Here is a 15,316-nt window from a genome sequence, read left to right on the forward strand (position 1 = left end):
CGGACGAAGGAGCAGGTCATGACGGTGGGACGAAGCGTCACGGTCGACGGGGTGCTGCGACGCAGCGCCCGGCGGACCCCGGAGCGCGTCGCGGTCCACTACCGCGACCGCTCGTGGACCTACGCCGAACTCGACGAGGCCGTCTCCCGCGCGGCCCAGGTCCTGCGCTCCGCGGGACTGGCGGCCGGCGACCGCGTCGGCGCCTACGGTCACAACTCGGACGCGTACCTGATCGGGTTCCTGGCCTGCGCCCGGGCCGGACTGGTGCACGTACCGGTCAACCAGAACCTGACCGGTGACGACCTGGCGTACATCGTCGGCCAGGCCGGCTGCGGACTCGTCCTGGCCGATCCGGACCTGGCCGGAAACCTGCCCGAGGGAACACGCGTCCTGCCCCTGCGGGACGACGGCGACTCGCTGCTCGCGCGCCTGGCCGAGACCCCGCCCTACGACGGTCCGGAGCCGCGCGGCGAGGACCTGACGCAGCTGCTGTACACGTCGGGCACCACCGCGCTCCCCAAGGGCGCGATGATGACGCACCGCGCGCTGGTGCACGAGTACCTGAGCGCGATCGCCGCCCTCGACCTCCAGGCCGGCGACCTGCCCGTGCACGCGCTGCCGCTCTACCACTCGGCGCAGATGCACGTCTTCCTGCTGCCGTATCTCGCCGTGGGCGCCGTGAACGTGATCCTCGACGCGCCCGACGCCGACACGATCCTCGGCCTGGTCGAGGCGGGACGCGCGGACAGTCTGTTCGCCCCGCCCACCGTGTGGATCGGGCTGTCCAACCGGCCCGACTTCGCGACCCGGGACCTGAGCGGCCTGCGCAAGGCGTACTACGGGGCGTCGATCATGCCGGTACCCGTCCTGGAGCGGCTGCGGGAACGACTGCCGAAGCTGGCGTTCTACAACTGCTTCGGCCAGAGCGAGATCGGCCCGCTGGCGATGGTCCTCGGCCCCCAGGAGCACAAGGGCCGGATGGACTCCTGCGGACGGCCGGTGCTGTTCGTGGAGGCGCGGGTCGTCGACGAGTCGGGCAAGGAGGTGGCCGACGGGGAGCGGGGCGAGATCGTCTACCGCTCACCGCAGTTGTGCGAGGGCTACTGGGACAGGCCGGAGGAGACCGCCGAGGCCTTCCGCGACGGCTGGTTCCACTCCGGGGACCTCGCGGTCCAGGACGGTGACGGGTTCTTCACCGTCGTGGACCGGGTGAAGGACGTCATCAACTCCGGTGGCGTGCTGATCGCTTCACGTCAGGTGGAGGACGCGCTCTACACGCACGAGGCGGTCGCCGAGGTGGCCGTGATCGGCCTGCCCGACGAGCGGTGGATCGAGGCGGTCACGGCGGTCGTCGTCGCGCGCGGCGAGATCAGCGGGGATGAACTCGTCGCGCACGCACGGGAGAAGCTCGCCCACTTCAAGGCTCCCAAGCGGGTGCTGTTCGTGGACGAGCTGCCGCGCAACGCGAGCGGGAAGATCCTCAAGCGGGAACTGAGGGACCGGTTCGCGGCGGACTCGTAGACCGCGCCGGACGCCGCCCGCCCGACGGCGGACCCGGTTCAGCGCTCCCGCAGGTCGACGATCCGCCGGATCTTCCCCACGGACCGCTCCAGCGACTCCGGCTCGACGACCTCGACGGTGACCGACACCCCGATCCCGTCCTTCACGGCCGCCGTGATGGAGTGGGCGGCCGCTTCGCGGAGTTCGGGGGTGGCGCCGGGCCGTGCCTCGGCCCGTACGGTGAGCGCGTCCAGACGACCCTCGCGGGTCAGCCGGAGCTGGAAGTGCGGCGCGACGCCCGGTGTGCGCAGCACGATCTCCTCGATCTGGGTCGGGAAGAGGTTGACCCCGCGCAGGATCACCATGTCGTCGCTGCGGCCGGTGATCTTCTCCATCCGCCGGAAGACGCGGGCGGTGCCGGGCAGCAGCCGGGTCAGGTCCCGCGTCCGGTAGCGGATCACGGGCATGGCCTCCTTGGTGAGCGAGGTGAACACCAGCTCGCCCTCGGCGCCGTCCGGCAGCACCTCGCCGGTGATCGGGTCGACGACCTCCGGGTAGAAGTGGTCCTCCCAGATGTGCAGCCCGTCCTTGGTCTCCACGCACTCCTGGGCGACGCCCGGGCCCACCACCTCCGACAGGCCGTAGATGTCCACGGCGTCGATCGCGAACCGCTCCTCGATCTCGCGCCGCATCGCCTCCGTCCACGGCTCAGCGCCGAAGACGCCCACCCGGAGCGAGGTGCCACGCGGGTCGACACCCTGCCGCTCGAACTCGTCGAGCAGGGTGAGCATGTACGAGGGGGTCACCATGATGACGTCGGGGCGCAGGTCCTGGATGAGCTGGACCTGGCGTGCGGTCATGCCGCCGGACGCGGGGATGACCGTACAGCCGAGCCGTTCGGCGCCGTAGTGCGCGCCGAGACCGCCGGTGAACAGACCGTAGCCGTACGCCACATGCACCTTGTCGCCCGGCCGGCCGCCCGCCGCCCGGATCGAACGGGCGACCATGTCGGACCACATGGAGAGGTCGTTGTCCGTGTAGCCGACGACCGTGGGGCGCCCGGTGGTCCCGCTCGACGCGTGGAGGCGGCGGATCCGCTCCTGGGGCACGGCGAACATCCCGTACGGATAGTTCTCGCGCAGGTCCGCCTTCGTCGTGAACGGGAAACGCGCCAGGTCGGACAGGGAGCGGCAGTCGTCCGGCCGTACGCCCGCCTTGTCGAAGGACTCCCGGTAGAAGGGCACGTTCTCGTACGCGTGCCGCAACGACGCCCGCAGCCGCTCCTCCTGCAACGCCCGCAGCGCGTCGGCGTCCAGCCGCTCTCCCGCGTCCAGCAGGTCCTTCGACACCGTGGAATCCGCCATGGGGACTCCTCCCTCACCAACCGTACCAATCCGGGCGACCGATCATTCGGTCGAGCTGTTCGGGATCAGTAATTCAGGCTGGTCCGTCTCGTGCAAGGGGTCGGCGTCCAGTTTCTTGGAGAGTCCGAGCCCAGATCCGAGGCCGAGCCGGAGCCGAGTCGGAGCCGGGCCGGGGTCCGTGCGCGGCGTGCGGGAGGTGAGGGCGGTGCGGGGCTCAGCCCCCGGCCTCCGCCGCCACCGAGCGGGCCCAACGGTAGTCGGCCTTGCCGCTCGGGGACCGCTGGATGGTGTCCGTGATGACCAGCTGCCGGGGGATCTTGTAGCCGGCGAGGTGGTCCCGGACGTGGGCCTGGATGTCCTCCAGGGACGGCCGGCGCGCGCCCTCGCGCAGTTGCACGACCGCCGCGACGTGGTTGCCCCACTTCTCGTCCGGCACCCCGGCGACGAGGGCGTCGTACACGTCCGGATGGGACTTGAGGGCCTGCTCGACCTCCTCCGGGTAGACCTTCTCGCCCCCGGTGTTGATGCACTGGGAGCCGCGGCCGAGGACGGTGACGACGCCCTCCTCGTCGACGGTCGCCATGTCGCCGAGCAGGACCCATCGTTCGCCGTCCTTGTGGAAGAAGGTCTCGGCGGTCTTCCGGGGATCGTTGTAGTAGCCGAGCGGTACATGGCCGCGCTGTGCGATGCGTCCCGGCTCACCGGGGGTGACCGGTTCGTGGGTGGCCGGATCCACCACCTGGGTACGGGAGTTGACACGTACACGGAAGCCTCTGGCGGGCCCCGAGTCCGCGGTGGCCGTGCCGTTGAACCCGGACTCCGACGAGCCGAAGTTGTTGAGCAGCATCACGTTCGGGACCAGGGCCTGGAACTGCGCGCGCACCGTCTCCGACATGATGGCGCCCGAGGACGACACGCTGAACATCGAGGAGCAGTCCGTGCCCTTCATGGGCCCCTTCAGCGCGTCGATCAGCGGGCGCAGCATGGCGTCCCCGACCAGGGACACGCTGGTGACCCGCTCCCGCTCGATCGTCCGCAGGACCTCCTCGGGCACGAACTTGCGGTGGATCACCACCCGTTGGCCGAAGTTGAACCCGATGAAGGCGGTCAGCGTCGAGGTGCCGTGCATCAGCGGGGGAGTGGGGAAGAACGTGATGCCCTCGCCGCCCGCCGCGACCCGCTCGGCGAGCTCCTCCGGCTTCGCGACCGGCTCGCCCGTCGGGGCGCCGCCGCCCAGGCCCGCGAAGAACAGGTCTTCCTGCCGCCACATGACACCCTTGGGCATCCCGGTCGTGCCGCCGGTGTAGATGATGAACTGGTCGTCCGCCGAGCGCGGCGCGAATCCCCGCCCGGGGGACCCGGCGGCCTCCGCGTCCGTGAAGTCCACGACGGCGGGGGCGGGAGCCGAGGGGCCGGGACGGACGGGCGCGGGAGCGGCCGGCGCGTCACCCGTCGCGGAGCCGTGCGCGAGGGGGCCCACGCGCACGAGATGGCGCAGGGCGCGGGCCCGCGGGAGCGCCGCCGTCACCCGGTCGGCGAACTCCGCGTCGAAGACCAGGGCCACCAGATCCGCGTCCTGGTAGAGGTAGGCCAATTCCTCTTCCACGTAGCGGTAGTTGACGTTGACGGGCACGATCCGCGCCTTCAGGCAGGCCAGCACGGTCTGCACGTACTCGACGCCGTTGTACAGGTGCAGCCCGAGGTGCTCGCCGGGGCGTACGCCGCTGTCGATGAGGTGATGGGCGATGCGGTTCGCCGACGAGTCCAGTTGCGCGTACGTCAGCCGGCGCTCCGCGCCCGACCCGGGATGGTCGAGGTAGACCAGCGCCTCGCGGTCGGGGACCACGTCGACGACCGACTCGAACAGGTCGGCAAGGTTGTACTCCACCGCTCCTCCTGACGCCGAACGTCCGGGGCCGCCCCTCGGCTCGACGGTCATCAGAGCAAAGCCCGCCACAACAGGGAAGGGCCCGCGCAGAAGAAATCTGACTGTCTGTCAGAAAACCCTTGTACTGACTCCGCGCCTCCTGCAACCTGTTCTCGTTCCTGCGACGGGAGGACGGCAATGGGTGGGACGGAACACCTCACCGTGCGGCGCGAGGGCGCCACGCTGGTGCTCACGCTCGACAGGCCCGAGGCGAAGAACGCGCTCTCGCTGCCGATGCTGGTCGGCCTGTACGACGGCTGGACCGAGGCCGACGCGGACGACGGGATCCGCTCGATCGTCCTCACCGGTGCGGGCGGTGCCTTCTGCGCGGGCATGGACCTCAAGGCCCTGGCCGGAAAGGGCATGGCGGGCGAGCAGTACCGCGACCGGCTGAAAGCCGACCCCGATCTGCACTGGAAGGCGATGCTGCGCCACCACCGTCCCCGCAAACCGGTGATCGCCGCCGTCGAGGGAGCCTGCGTCGCGGGCGGCACCGAGATCCTCCAGGGCACCGACATCCGTGTCGCGGGGGAGTCGGCGCTCTTCGGCCTCTTCGAGGTCAGGCGCGGGCTGTTCCCGATCGGCGGCTCCACCGTCCGTCTGCCACGCCAGATCCCGCGCACACACGCCCTGGAGATGCTCCTGACCGGGCGCCCCTACTCGGCCGCGGAAGCCGCCCGCATCGGTCTCGTCGGCCGGGTCGTGCCGGACGGAACGGCGCTCACCGAGGCCCTGGAGATCGCCGAACGGGTCAACGCCTGCGGCCCCCTCGCCGTCGAGGCCGTCAAGGCGTCCGTGTACGAGACCGCCGGGATGACCGAGACCGAGGGCCTCGCCGCCGAACTCGCGCGCGGCTGGCCGATCTTCGACACCGCCGACGCCAAGGAGGGTTCCCGGGCCTTCACCGAGAAGCGCCCGCCCGTCTACCGGCGCGCCTGACCCCCGAGCCCCCGCCCGGGCGCGCCTGACCTCCGAAGGAGACATCCGGGATGCCCGAAGTCCTCAAAGCCCCCCTCGTCGTCGAGTTCCCCTTCACCCGCTCGCTCGGCCCCGTGCAGAGCGCGTTCCTCACCGGGCTGCGCGAGCGGGTGGTCCTCGGCGTACGGACCACCGACGGCAGGACGCTCGTCCCGCCCGTGGAGTACGACCCCGTCACCGCCGAGGAACTCCGTGACCTGGTCGAGGTCGCCCCCACCGGCACCGTCACCACCTGGGCCTGGAACCACGCCCCGCGCCGGGGCCAGCCGCTCGGCACGCCCTTCGCCTGGGTCCTGGTCAGGCTCGACGGCGCCGACACCGCCCTGCTGCACGCCCTGGACGCTCCCGGCCCCGACGCCGTGCGCACCGGGATGCGGGTGCGCGTCCGCTGGGCCGGCGAACGCTCCGGTGCCATCACGGACATCGCCTGCTTCGAACCGTACGACGGCGATCCGGGCCGACCCGGCGGTCACGACGGCCGGTTCGCCGACATGGTGACCGGCATCGTCGCCCCCGCCCGCCTCGACTACGTGTACACGCCCGGCCGCGCCCAGAGCGCCTACATCGAGGCCCTCTCCGAGCGGCGCACCGTGGGGGAGCGCTGCCCGCTGTGCCGCAAGGTGTACGTCCCGCCCCGGGGCGCGTGCCCCACCTGCGGGGTCGCCACCGCCGAGCAGGTCGAGGTGGGACCGCGCGGCACGGTCACCACGTACTGCATCGTCAACATCAAGGCCAGGAACCTCGACATCGAAGTGCCCTACGTCTACGCCCACATCGCCCTCGACGGCGCCGACCTCGCCCTGCACGGCCGGATCGGCGGCATCCCCTACGACCAGGTGCGGATGGGGCTGCGGGTGGAGCCGGTGTGGACACGGGACGGCCGCCACCCCGACCACTACCGGCCGTCCGGCGAACCCGACGCGGACTACGAGACGTACAAGGAGCTGTTGTAGATGCGGCCCATCAGGGACGTCGCCGTGGTCGCCTTCGGGCAGACCGACCACCGGCGCACCAGCGACGAGCTCTCCGAGGTGGAGATGCTCATGCCGGTCCTGCACGAGGTACTGGACCGGACCGGCCTGAAGACCAGCGACATCGACTTCACCTGCTCCGGTTCGACGGACTACCTCGCGGGCCGCGCCTTCTCCTTCACCATGGCGCTCGACGGGGTGGGCGCCTGGCCGCCGATCTCCGAGTCGCACGTGGAGATGGACGGGGCGTGGGCCCTGTACGAGGCCTGGACGAAGCTGCTGACCGGTGACGCCGACACCGCCCTCGTCTACGCGTACGGGAAGTCGTCGCCCGGCTCCGTACGGGACGTCCTGACCCGGCAGCTCGACCCGTACTACGTCGCCCCGCTGTGGCCCGACTCCGTCGCGCTCGCCGCACTCCAGGCGCGGGCGCTCATCGACGCGGGTGACACCGACGAACCCGCGCTCGCCGCTGTCGCGTCCCGCAGCCGTACCTCGGCCTCCTCCAACTCCCACGCACAGCTGCGGGGTTCGGTGGACCAGGGCGACTACCTCGTACGTCCGCTGCGGACCGGTGACTGCCCGCCGGTCGGGGACGGCGCCGCCGCGGTGATCCTCGCGGCCGGCGAGCGGGCCCGCGAGCTGTGCGAGCGGCCCGCCTGGATCCGCGGCATCGACCACCGCATCGAGGCCCATGGTCTCGGCGTACGCGATCTGACCGACTCCCCGTCCACCCGCCTCGCCGCCGAGCGCGCCGGGGCCTTCGAACGGCCCGTCGACACCGCGGAGCTGCACGCCCCCTTCACCTCCCAGGAGGTGGTCCTGCGCAAGGCGCTGCGGCTCGCCGGCGACGTGGACGTCAACCCCTCCGGCGGAGCGCTCGCGGCCAACCCGGTCATGGTCGCCGGGCTCGTCCGCATCGGGGAGGCCGCCGCGCGCATCCACCGGGGCACCTCCGACCGGGCGCTCGCCCACGCCACCTCGGGGCCCTGCCTCCAACAGAACCTGGTCGCCGTACTCGAAGGGGATCCGCGATGAGCAAGGAGCCCGTGGCCGTCGTAGGCGTCGGCCAGACCAAGCACGTGGCGGCCCGGCGGGACGTGTCGATCGCCGGCCTGGTCCGCGAGGCGGCCCGACGGGCCCTGGACGACGCGGAGTTGACGTGGTCCGACGTCGACGCCGTCGTCATCGGCAAGGCGCCGGACTTCTTCGAGGGCGTCATGATGCCGGAGCTGTACCTCGCCGACGCGCTCGGCGCCGTCGGCAAGCCGATGCTGCGCGTGCACACGGCCGGCTCCGTCGGCGGCTCGACCGCCCTGGTCGCCACCAACCTCGTCGCGGGCCGCGTCCACGGCACCGTCCTGACCGTGGCCTACGAGAAACAGTCCGAGTCGAACGCCATGTGGGGCCTGTCCCTGCCTGTCCCCTTCCAGCAGCCGCTGCTGGCCGGCGCGGGCGGTTTCTTCGCGCCGCACGTCCGCGCGTACATGCGGCGGACGGGTGCCCCCGACACCGTCGGCTCCCTGGTCGCCTACAAGGACCGCCGCAACGCGCTCAAGAACCCCTACGCGCACCTCCACGAGCACGACATCACCCTGGAGAAGGTCCAGGCTTCCCCGATGCTCTGGGACCCGATCCGCTACTCGGAGACCTGCCCGTCCTCGGACGGCGCCTGCGCCATGATCCTCACCGACCGCGCGGGCGCGGCCCGTTCACCCCGCCCGCCCGCGTGGCTGCACGGCGGCGCGATGCGCAGCGAGCCCACCCTGTTCGCCGGCAAGGACTGCGTGTCACCGCGGGCGGGCAAGGACTGCGCGGCCGACGTCTACCGGCAGGCGGGCATCGCGGACCCGCGCCGGGACATCGACGCCGTGGAAATGTACGTACCTTTCTCCTGGTACGAACCCATGTGGCTGGAGAACCTCGGCTTCGCCGACGAGGGCGAGGGCTGGAAACTCACCGAATCCGGGGTGACCGAGCTCGACGGGGACCTGCCCGTCAACATGTCGGGCGGTGTGCTCTCCACCAATCCGATCGGCGCCTCCGGGATGATCCGCTTCGCGGAAGCCGCGCTCCAGGTACGCGGACAGGCGGGAGAACACCAGGTGGAAGGGGCTCGCAGGGTACTGGGACACGCCTACGGAGGCGGCTCCCAGTTCTTCTCGATGTGGCTCGTCGGGGCCGAGCCGCCCAGCTCCTGAAAGCGTCCCCCTCACGTGGCCTGTCCGCCACCGGAACCGATCGCTAGGCTGGCGGCGGACGACGAACCGGGAGGAGCACGGACGTGGCCGAGAGCACCATCGAGCAACACCCGCTCGCGGGCTGGGACAAGCCTGAGCTGGACCTGAGCAAGGCCGAATGGCAGTCCAGCAGCCGAGGGCGAGGTGACGTCCAGATCGCCTTTGTCGAGGGCTTCATCGCGATGCGCAACAGCGGCCGCGCCGAGAGCCCTTCCTTGATCTTCACACCCGCCGAGTGGGGCGCGTTCGTGTCGGGCGCCCGCGAGGGCGAGTTCGACCTGACCTGAGCGGACACCCGGCACAAGGAGAACGAACACGCGAGCGGTGACCCCGTCCCCCGGCCGGTGCCGACCCGCACCGGACCCGGGAGACGGCCGGCACCTCCGCGCCTGACCGGGAACGGCCGCCGCCCGCGAAGGGCCGTTCCCCGCGGGGCCCTTCGACCGGGCGCGCCCGCACCGGGGGCGACACGCTCCGGCCTGTCGACCCCGCCACCGGCCGCCCGGCCACTCTCGCGTCGTCAGGTTCCGGTCGCGTCCGGCACCGGCAGGCGGTGGGGGCGGCGGCCTCCCGCCCACATGTGGGGCAGGACCGGGGACGCGGTCACAGGCCGAGCATCCGCAGGGGCTCGGTGCGGGTGATCTCCGTGATCCGTTCAGGAGTCAACTCGGCCCGGCGGAAGGACGACCGGCTCCACTCCAGCCATGGCCCGATGTCCATCTGGGACGGCTGGCCGAGGTCGGAGCTGTAGACGACCCTCGGGAGGAGGGACAGGACGTCGGCGAAGTCGGTCGGGTCCTGGTATTCGAGGAGCCGGGTGAGCGCGGTCTGCTCCGTCCATACCTGCTCGGCGGCGGCCACCTCCACGAGATCCTTGCAGGTCAGCCCGGTCATCGGATTGGCGGGCTGGTTGAGCATCAGGCGTGGCAGGTCCAGCCGTACGGCCTCGTCGACCAGGAGTCGCACCTCGTGGGCGTCGGCGTGGCCGGTGGAGACGACCACCGGCAGATCCCGTGCGGCGCGCAGGACCTCGCGGACCTCCGTGCGCAGCACCCGGCTGTCGTCGGCGACGGTGAGCGGGCGCAGGCCCCCGGCGAGGAGCGGATGGGAGGGGGTGCGGGTCAGCCGGCTGCGGTGGGTGCGGCCGGTGACCGTGGGCAGATGGACGATCAGGCGCAGTCCGCTGTCCTCGCCGTGCTGGATGACGGCCTGTTCCACGGAGCGCGCGTCGAATCCGCCCGCCAGGGCGTTGAGGACGATCGAGCCGGAGACGGGCAACCCCTGTTGGCGGGCCTCCCATGCCTGGGCCGCGGTCGAGCCGAGGTGGTTCTTGAGGACGACCCAACCCCCGTGCCGGGCGTAGAGCGCACCGGCGGTGACGGCGGTGTGGCGGCGCAGATACGCGTCCGGACCCACGTGGTAGTGGACGTCGATGAAGTCGGCGTGCGGTAAGGGCGAGGGACTGGGCAGCCCGGGGGCTTCAGTGGTCGTCATGGTCACCCTTGTCCTCCCACGGACGCGCGTAGCCGAAGTGGGCGCGCGCCTCGTCCAGCCGGCCGCCGCCCAGCGCCGCGGCCCGGATACGGGACTCCGTACGCTCCACGGCCTCGGCGCGGCGGACGACCTCCTCGACGAGTCCGGCCGGGATGCGTAGCGCGCCGTTGTCGTCGGCGACGATCCAGTCGCCTGGGCGGACGCGCGTACCCGCGATGTCGACCTCGGCGCCGGTACGGTCCAGCACCACCCGGTTCTTGCCGCTGACCATCGTCACACCGGTGCTGAACAGCGGGTACCCGGCGGTGCGGCTCTCCTTCACGTCGCGTACCGAGCCGTGCACGACCGTTCCGCGGACGCCGCGGCGCAGCGCGACGGAACTGAGGAGGGAGCCCCAGTTGGTGCACGTGCGGCTGCCACCGTTGTCCACGACGACGACCGAACCGGATGGCACCTCGTCGAGGTAGTCGGCCGCGTTGCGAAAGCCGGTGTCGTCGTCCACGGCGCGGTAGCGGACGGTGAAGGCGGGTCCGCAGGCCATGCTGCCGGGGGTGCGCGCCGCGATGCCGGGCAGCACGCCGGGAGGGAGGCGCAGGCTGTCCATGGCGTCCGAGAGGGCGGCCGTGTCCAGCCCGGACACGCGTTCGCGCAGCGCTTCGGTTTCCGCGGGAGCGGCGGTGGTCATGCGGATTCCTCCGTGAACGGGTGGGAGCGGCCGGTGAGGTGCCGGGTGACGGACCATGCCGCGAACTCGGTGTAGTAGGTGGTGACTTCGGGCCCGCGATGGGGGACGGTCGACGTGTAGGCGCGCTCGCCGGTCTCGTCGTGGACGACGCAGGTGATGGTGACGGTTCCGGTGTAGGTCGTACGGCCCCCGTCCTGCCGGACGCCGGAGAGGGAGACCCTGAGCGAGCCCGAGCCCTCGCCGCTCCGGCGCGCGCGGGTCAGTTCGGCCGCGAGGACGCCCCCGGTGAGCCGGTCGTCGATGTCCGTGACGAGGCCGCGCTCGTCGAGCCGGAGCGCCAGCTCCTGGACGGCGGTGCGGTCCCGGTCGGTGACGATGTGGTCGGCGAGCGCCGTGTCCAGGCGCTCGGCCAGGGCGTCGGCGGATTCGGGCGGGCAGCCGAGCCGGATGTCGACGTACGGGTAGTGCCAGCGATACGCGGGTTTGACCGGTACACCGCTGTCCCGTACGAGTTCGTCGACGAGGGCCGCCGCGTCCGCTTCGATGAGGCCGAGCGTGCGGCGGAAGACGGCGGTCACCTCGGGCGGGTCGGGGAGGTGCGACAGGCCGTCGCGCAGCACGGACTCCAGCATCGGAAGGCATTCACGCGGCGGGCCGGGGAGCATGATCACGGTGCTGTCCTGGGCCTCGGTCCGGCAGCCCCAGGCAGAACCGTTGGGGTTGGGCAGCAGTTCGGCGCCCTCGGCGAACAGCGCCTGACGGCGGTTGTCGTCGTGGACGGTGACGCCGAACCGGGTGAGGCGGTCCACGACCCCCTGCCACGCCTCCTCGCGGTGTTCGAGCGGGCGTCCCAGCGCGCGGGCGACGGCACCGCGGGTCACGTCGTCCGAGGTGGGGCCGAGGCCGCCCATCACCACGATCACGTCGTCGCGGCCCAGGGAGGGGCGGATGGCGTCGGCGATGCCGGCCTCGTCGTCGCCGACGGTGTGGCGGACGCGGACCGGGATGCCGCGCTCGGCGAGCATCCGCGAGGCGACCCGGGCGTTGGAGTCGTCCAGATCACCGCGCAGCAGCTCGTCCCCGATGGTGACGACGGCTGAGGTCGGGGCGCACGGGACCTCGCGGCAGGCGTTCATGACCGCCTGGGCCGCCTCGGTGGTGGTGGCGCCGCCGCCCAGGTCGTAGGTGACCCGGTCGCGCCGGCGGGTGACATGGCGGACGGCGTCCCGGAGGCCACGCGCCTCGTGCTCGAAGCCGAGGTGCTCCAGCAGCAGGCCGATGGTGAGGAACGCCGCGACGGGATTGGCGCGCCCGTGTCCGGCCATCGCGGGGGCACTGCCGTGCACCGGCTCGAAGTAGTTGCCGGCCTCACCGATGTTGGCGCTGGGCGCCAGGCCGAGTCCGCCCATCACGCCGCCGCCGAGGTCGGAGAGGATGTCGCCGAACATGTTCTCGGCGACGATCACGCCGAAGCGCTCCGGGCGGCGCGCCATCCACAGGGCGACCGCGTCGACGTTGAGGACCTCGAAGGGGATCTCCGGGTAGTCGGCGGCGATCGCCTCCAGCCGTTCCAGGACGTACGCGCTGCTGTGCCGCAGGACGTTGGGCTTGTCGGCGAGGGTGACCCGTTCGTAGCCGTGGCCGCGGGCGGTCTCGAAGGCGAAGCGCAGGATGCGGTCCAGGCCGTGCGAGGTCTGCAGCCGGACGCTGGCCGTGGCGTCCTGGCGGCCGCCGCGGCGGACGTTGGGGTGGTCGGCGACCAGGGGCCACATCTCGTCCGGTACGTGGTTCCAGTCCAGGCCTGCGTACAGGCCCTCGGTGTTCTCCCGGACCACGCAGAAGCGGTACGGGGTGCCACCGCCGAGGTAGTTCTCCACCGGCCGCAGATTGGCGAACAGGTCGAGACGCTGGCGGAGTTGGATGATGGGCGAGATGTACTGCGGGGCGGCCGCGCGCAGTTCGGGAGCCAGCTCGGCGAGGGCCTCGCGGCGTGGCTTGCTGGTGGTGGCGCCGAGCAGCACGGCGTCGCTGCGGCCGATCAGGTCCCAGGTGCGGTCGGGGACGGGATTGCCCTCGGTCCGCCAGTACTCCCATCCGATGTGACCGAATTCGAGGTCGACGGGCAGACCGAGTGCCCCGATCACCGGCAGCGCGGCGTCCAGGACCTCCGGTCCGATTCCGTCGCCGGGCAGGACTGCGACGGTCTTGCGGTTCATGAGTGTTCAGCTTTCAGGAAGCGGGCGATGGTGTCGCGGGTGAGGGCCGGCCGGTCGGCGTGGGGGCGCATTCCGGCCTGCGGCACGCCCGTCAGGTGGTGCCGCGGGCCGGGGCCGGTGGCCAGGTGCTTGCGCTGGACGAGGAGCGACCGTTCGCCGTACACGTGCAGGAGGTCGCCCGGGAAGTCCCGTACCGCGTCACGGAGATCGGCCCCGTGCAGCAGCCGCAGGCCGGCGGACAGCCGCCGGCCCGCCGACTCGTCTTCAGGATCAGCGGGTTGGCCGGCATCGGGCCCGGTGCGCGGAAGGGTGGCGGCGCCGGGTCGCGGCCCCGGGCCGCGGACGGCCTCTTCGAGGAGTCGCAGCGCCGAGGGAAGGCCCTGGGCCTGGACGGCGGCGGCGATCCGTTCCAGTTTCGTGTCCAGCTCGTCGTCGGCGACGGTGGGGCCGGAGAGCAGCAGCACTTTGGCGTGACGGGTCCACTCGTGCGTGAGCAGGGCCTGGACGACGGCGCCACCCAGGGCGTTGCCGACCAGCAGGTCGGGGGCCACGGTCGGAGACGGGCCGTGCGCACCGTCGGCGTGCGGTGCGAGGTGGCGTCCCCAGCGGCCCACGAGGGCTTTGAGGTCGTCACCGTCGCGCAGTAAGGACAGGGTGTCGTAGACCGTGATCCGGTGTCCCGAGGTGAGCAGCGGTTCGGCGACCTGGTGGAAGAACGAGCCGTGGTCCCAGCGGGGCAGGACGGGCGCGAGGACGACCGCGTGGCGCGGTGCGTCGGCGTCGCCCAGCACGGCGAGGGCCGGGGCCGGCGCGGCGGTGAGCGCCGGCCCCGGGGGATACGAGGTCACCGGGCGCCCGCCGCGGTCAGTTCGCGGGCGGCCGAGAAGGTGTCGCCGATCCGGTCCACGGGGAGCTTGGCGCGTTCCTCGACGGAGAGGTCGAAGTGCCCCAGGACCAGGTCGGGCAGTGGCAGCGAGGGCGTGGCTTCCGCGATCCGGGACTCCATGAGGTGGGCGAGGCTGAGGATCCGGCCGAGGTCGTACGCGTCGGTGTCGGCGCGCCGGCCGAGGTAGGCCAGCCACTGCTCGGTCACCAGGTTTCCCGGGCCCTTGCCCATGCCCAGGATGGAGGAGTCGATCCAGGTGGCTCCCGCGTCGACGGCCGCGATGGCGTTGGCCAGCGCGAGGCCGAGGTTGTTGTGTGCGTGCAGACCGATGGCCGCGTCGGTCACCGAGCGGACCAGGGTGACCAGTTGGGTCACTTCGCGGGGCAGCATGCTGCCGTTGGAGTCGGCCAGGTAGACCACGTCGGCGCCGGCGTCGCCGGACAGCGCGGCGAGTTCGACCAGCCGGCGCCGGTCCAGCTGACTGACGCGGGTGATGTTGACGGTGGTGGTGAAGCCCAGGCCGTCGGCCTGGGAGAGCAGGGCGAGTCCGTGCTCCGGCGCGCCGGAGGGCAGGCAGAACCGGATGAGGCGGACGCCGGCCTCGTACATGCGCGGCAGGTCGTCCTCGGTGATGTTCTTCGGGTGCAGGATCATGCAGAGACGGTCGGGGGAGACGACCTCGGCGACCGCGCGTATGTAGTCGTCGGCGCCCACGCCGGTGCGGCCGATCCCGGGCTTGGGTTTGAACGAGCCGTTGCGGTAGCCGATCTCGACCCACTGCATGCCGGCGGCGACGCTCTCACGCGCGTGGTGGAGTGCGTAGTCCAGCGGGAAGTCGAAGTTGTTGCGGTAGCCCCCGTCGCGCAGCGTCACATCAAGATTGACGATCATTACCCCTCCATGTATGGCGCATGCAGTTGGCGGGGTGACAGGCGCGTGTGAATCCGTCGCGACATGACGCGACGGATTGTCTGGGATTCGACACGCTGTTATTCCGGTGGGATTTTCCGCAAGCGGCATCCCACATCACATCACCCCGTTGGCGAACTTCACGG

General features: G+C 71.7%; 13 protein-coding genes. 6 read left to right on the forward strand and 7 right to left on the reverse strand.

Translation table 11 applies throughout. The annotated features are described in order from the left end of the window. Positions 1–18: 18 nt before the first annotated feature. Complete coding sequence (locus ACFV2J_RS00120; protein WP_385083194.1) at positions 19–1,521, forward strand: acyl-CoA synthetase; 1,503 nt, start codon at positions 19–21, stop codon at positions 1,519–1,521. Positions 1,522–1,559: 38 nt separating this feature from the next. Here ACFV2J_RS00120 and paaK read toward each other — a convergent pair whose 3' ends face one another. After that, positions 1,560–2,864 carry a phenylacetate--CoA ligase PaaK gene (gene paaK, locus ACFV2J_RS00125; RefSeq protein WP_385083193.1) on the reverse strand — a complete coding sequence of 435 codons (1,305 nt, stop codon included), beginning with the start codon at positions 2,862–2,864 and terminating at the stop codon, positions 1,560–1,562. 214 nt (positions 2,865–3,078) lie between these two features. Continuing rightward, positions 3,079–4,752: an acyl-CoA synthetase gene (locus tag ACFV2J_RS00130; protein WP_385083192.1), complete on the reverse strand. Its 1,674-nt coding sequence runs from the start codon at positions 4,750–4,752 to the stop codon at positions 3,079–3,081. A gap of 177 nt (positions 4,753–4,929) precedes the next feature. Between ACFV2J_RS00130 and ACFV2J_RS00135 the strand changes: the two genes are divergently transcribed. The 5 genes from ACFV2J_RS00135 to ACFV2J_RS00155 all read left to right on the forward strand — a co-directional run bounded on the left by ACFV2J_RS00135 (position 4,930) and on the right by ACFV2J_RS00155 (position 9,267). Then, positions 4,930–5,730: a crotonase/enoyl-CoA hydratase family protein gene (locus tag ACFV2J_RS00135; RefSeq protein ID WP_385083190.1), complete on the forward strand. Its 801-nt coding sequence runs from the start codon at positions 4,930–4,932 to the stop codon at positions 5,728–5,730. A 50-nt stretch (positions 5,731–5,780) separates the two neighbouring features. Next, positions 5,781–6,722, forward strand: coding sequence for a Zn-ribbon domain-containing OB-fold protein (locus ACFV2J_RS00140; protein ID WP_385083189.1), 942 nt, complete (start codon positions 5,781–5,783; stop codon positions 6,720–6,722). Beyond that, positions 6,723–7,778 (forward strand): thiolase domain-containing protein, encoded by a 1,056-nt coding sequence (locus tag ACFV2J_RS00145; protein WP_385083188.1) that lies wholly within the window; start codon positions 6,723–6,725, stop codon positions 7,776–7,778. It abuts the gene before it with no gap. Continuing rightward, entirely contained in the window at positions 7,775–8,941 is a 1,167-nt protein-coding gene (locus ACFV2J_RS00150) for a thiolase domain-containing protein (protein WP_385083186.1), read from the forward strand. The genes ACFV2J_RS00145 and ACFV2J_RS00150 overlap by 4 nt, the downstream gene beginning before the upstream one ends. Before the next feature lie 83 nt (positions 8,942–9,024). Next, a complete protein-coding gene (locus tag ACFV2J_RS00155; protein ID WP_168526326.1) occupies positions 9,025–9,267 on the forward strand; it encodes a DUF397 domain-containing protein in 243 nt (80 codons plus the stop codon). Between the two features lie 316 nt (positions 9,268–9,583). On the opposite strand, the gene ACFV2J_RS00160 is transcribed toward ACFV2J_RS00155, so the two are convergent. From ACFV2J_RS00160 to ACFV2J_RS00180, 5 genes are read right to left on the reverse strand one after another with little or no spacing between them, the layout of a single operon-like run. Beyond that, positions 9,584–10,474 carry a DUF6282 family protein gene (locus tag ACFV2J_RS00160; RefSeq protein WP_385083185.1) on the reverse strand — a complete coding sequence of 297 codons (891 nt, stop codon included), beginning with the start codon at positions 10,472–10,474 and terminating at the stop codon, positions 9,584–9,586. Then, positions 10,461–11,159: an RraA family protein gene (locus ACFV2J_RS00165; RefSeq protein WP_385083184.1), complete on the reverse strand. Its 699-nt coding sequence runs from the start codon at positions 11,157–11,159 to the stop codon at positions 10,461–10,463. The genes ACFV2J_RS00160 and ACFV2J_RS00165 overlap by 14 nt, the downstream gene beginning before the upstream one ends. Further along, entirely contained in the window at positions 11,156–13,375 is a 2,220-nt protein-coding gene (locus tag ACFV2J_RS00170; protein WP_385083182.1) for an isocitrate/isopropylmalate family dehydrogenase, read from the reverse strand. Before ACFV2J_RS00170 ends, ACFV2J_RS00165 begins: the two co-directional genes overlap by 4 nt. After that, positions 13,372–14,223: a hypothetical protein gene (locus tag ACFV2J_RS00175; RefSeq protein ID WP_385436717.1), complete on the reverse strand. Its 852-nt coding sequence runs from the start codon at positions 14,221–14,223 to the stop codon at positions 13,372–13,374. Before ACFV2J_RS00175 ends, ACFV2J_RS00170 begins: the two co-directional genes overlap by 4 nt. Continuing rightward, positions 14,220–15,152 carry a hypothetical protein gene (locus tag ACFV2J_RS00180; RefSeq protein ID WP_385436719.1) on the reverse strand — a complete coding sequence of 311 codons (933 nt, stop codon included), beginning with the start codon at positions 15,150–15,152 and terminating at the stop codon, positions 14,220–14,222. The genes ACFV2J_RS00175 and ACFV2J_RS00180 overlap by 4 nt, the downstream gene beginning before the upstream one ends. Between the last annotated feature and the right edge of the window lie 164 nt (positions 15,153–15,316).

It is taken from the genome of Streptomyces sp. NPDC059668 (assembly GCF_042734135.1).
Classification (GTDB): Bacteria; Actinomycetota; Actinomycetes; order Streptomycetales; family Streptomycetaceae; genus Streptomyces.

Excerpts from the sequence above, each read along its gene's own strand:
- paaK (WP_385083193.1), bottom strand. The coding sequence starts at position 2,864 with ATGGCGGATTCCACGGTGTCGAAGGACCTGCTGGACGCGGGAGAGCGG.
- ACFV2J_RS00165 (WP_385083184.1), bottom strand. The coding sequence starts at position 11,159 with ATGACCACCGCCGCTCCCGCGGAAACCGAAGCGCTGCGCGAACGCGTG.
- ACFV2J_RS00120 (WP_385083194.1), top strand. The coding sequence starts at position 19 with ATGACGGTGGGACGAAGCGTCACGGTCGACGGGGTGCTGCGACGCAGC.
- ACFV2J_RS00180 (WP_385436719.1), bottom strand. The coding sequence starts at position 15,152 with ATGATCGTCAATCTTGATGTGACGCTGCGCGACGGGGGCTACCGCAAC.
- ACFV2J_RS00135 (WP_385083190.1), top strand. The coding sequence starts at position 4,930 with ATGGGTGGGACGGAACACCTCACCGTGCGGCGCGAGGGCGCCACGCTG.
- ACFV2J_RS00145 (WP_385083188.1), top strand. The coding sequence starts at position 6,723 with ATGCGGCCCATCAGGGACGTCGCCGTGGTCGCCTTCGGGCAGACCGAC.
- ACFV2J_RS00140 (WP_385083189.1), top strand. The coding sequence starts at position 5,781 with ATGCCCGAAGTCCTCAAAGCCCCCCTCGTCGTCGAGTTCCCCTTCACC.
- ACFV2J_RS00150 (WP_385083186.1), top strand. The coding sequence starts at position 7,775 with ATGAGCAAGGAGCCCGTGGCCGTCGTAGGCGTCGGCCAGACCAAGCAC.
- ACFV2J_RS00160 (WP_385083185.1), bottom strand. The coding sequence starts at position 10,474 with ATGACGACCACTGAAGCCCCCGGGCTGCCCAGTCCCTCGCCCTTACCG.
- ACFV2J_RS00170 (WP_385083182.1), bottom strand. The coding sequence starts at position 13,375 with ATGAACCGCAAGACCGTCGCAGTCCTGCCCGGCGACGGAATCGGACCG.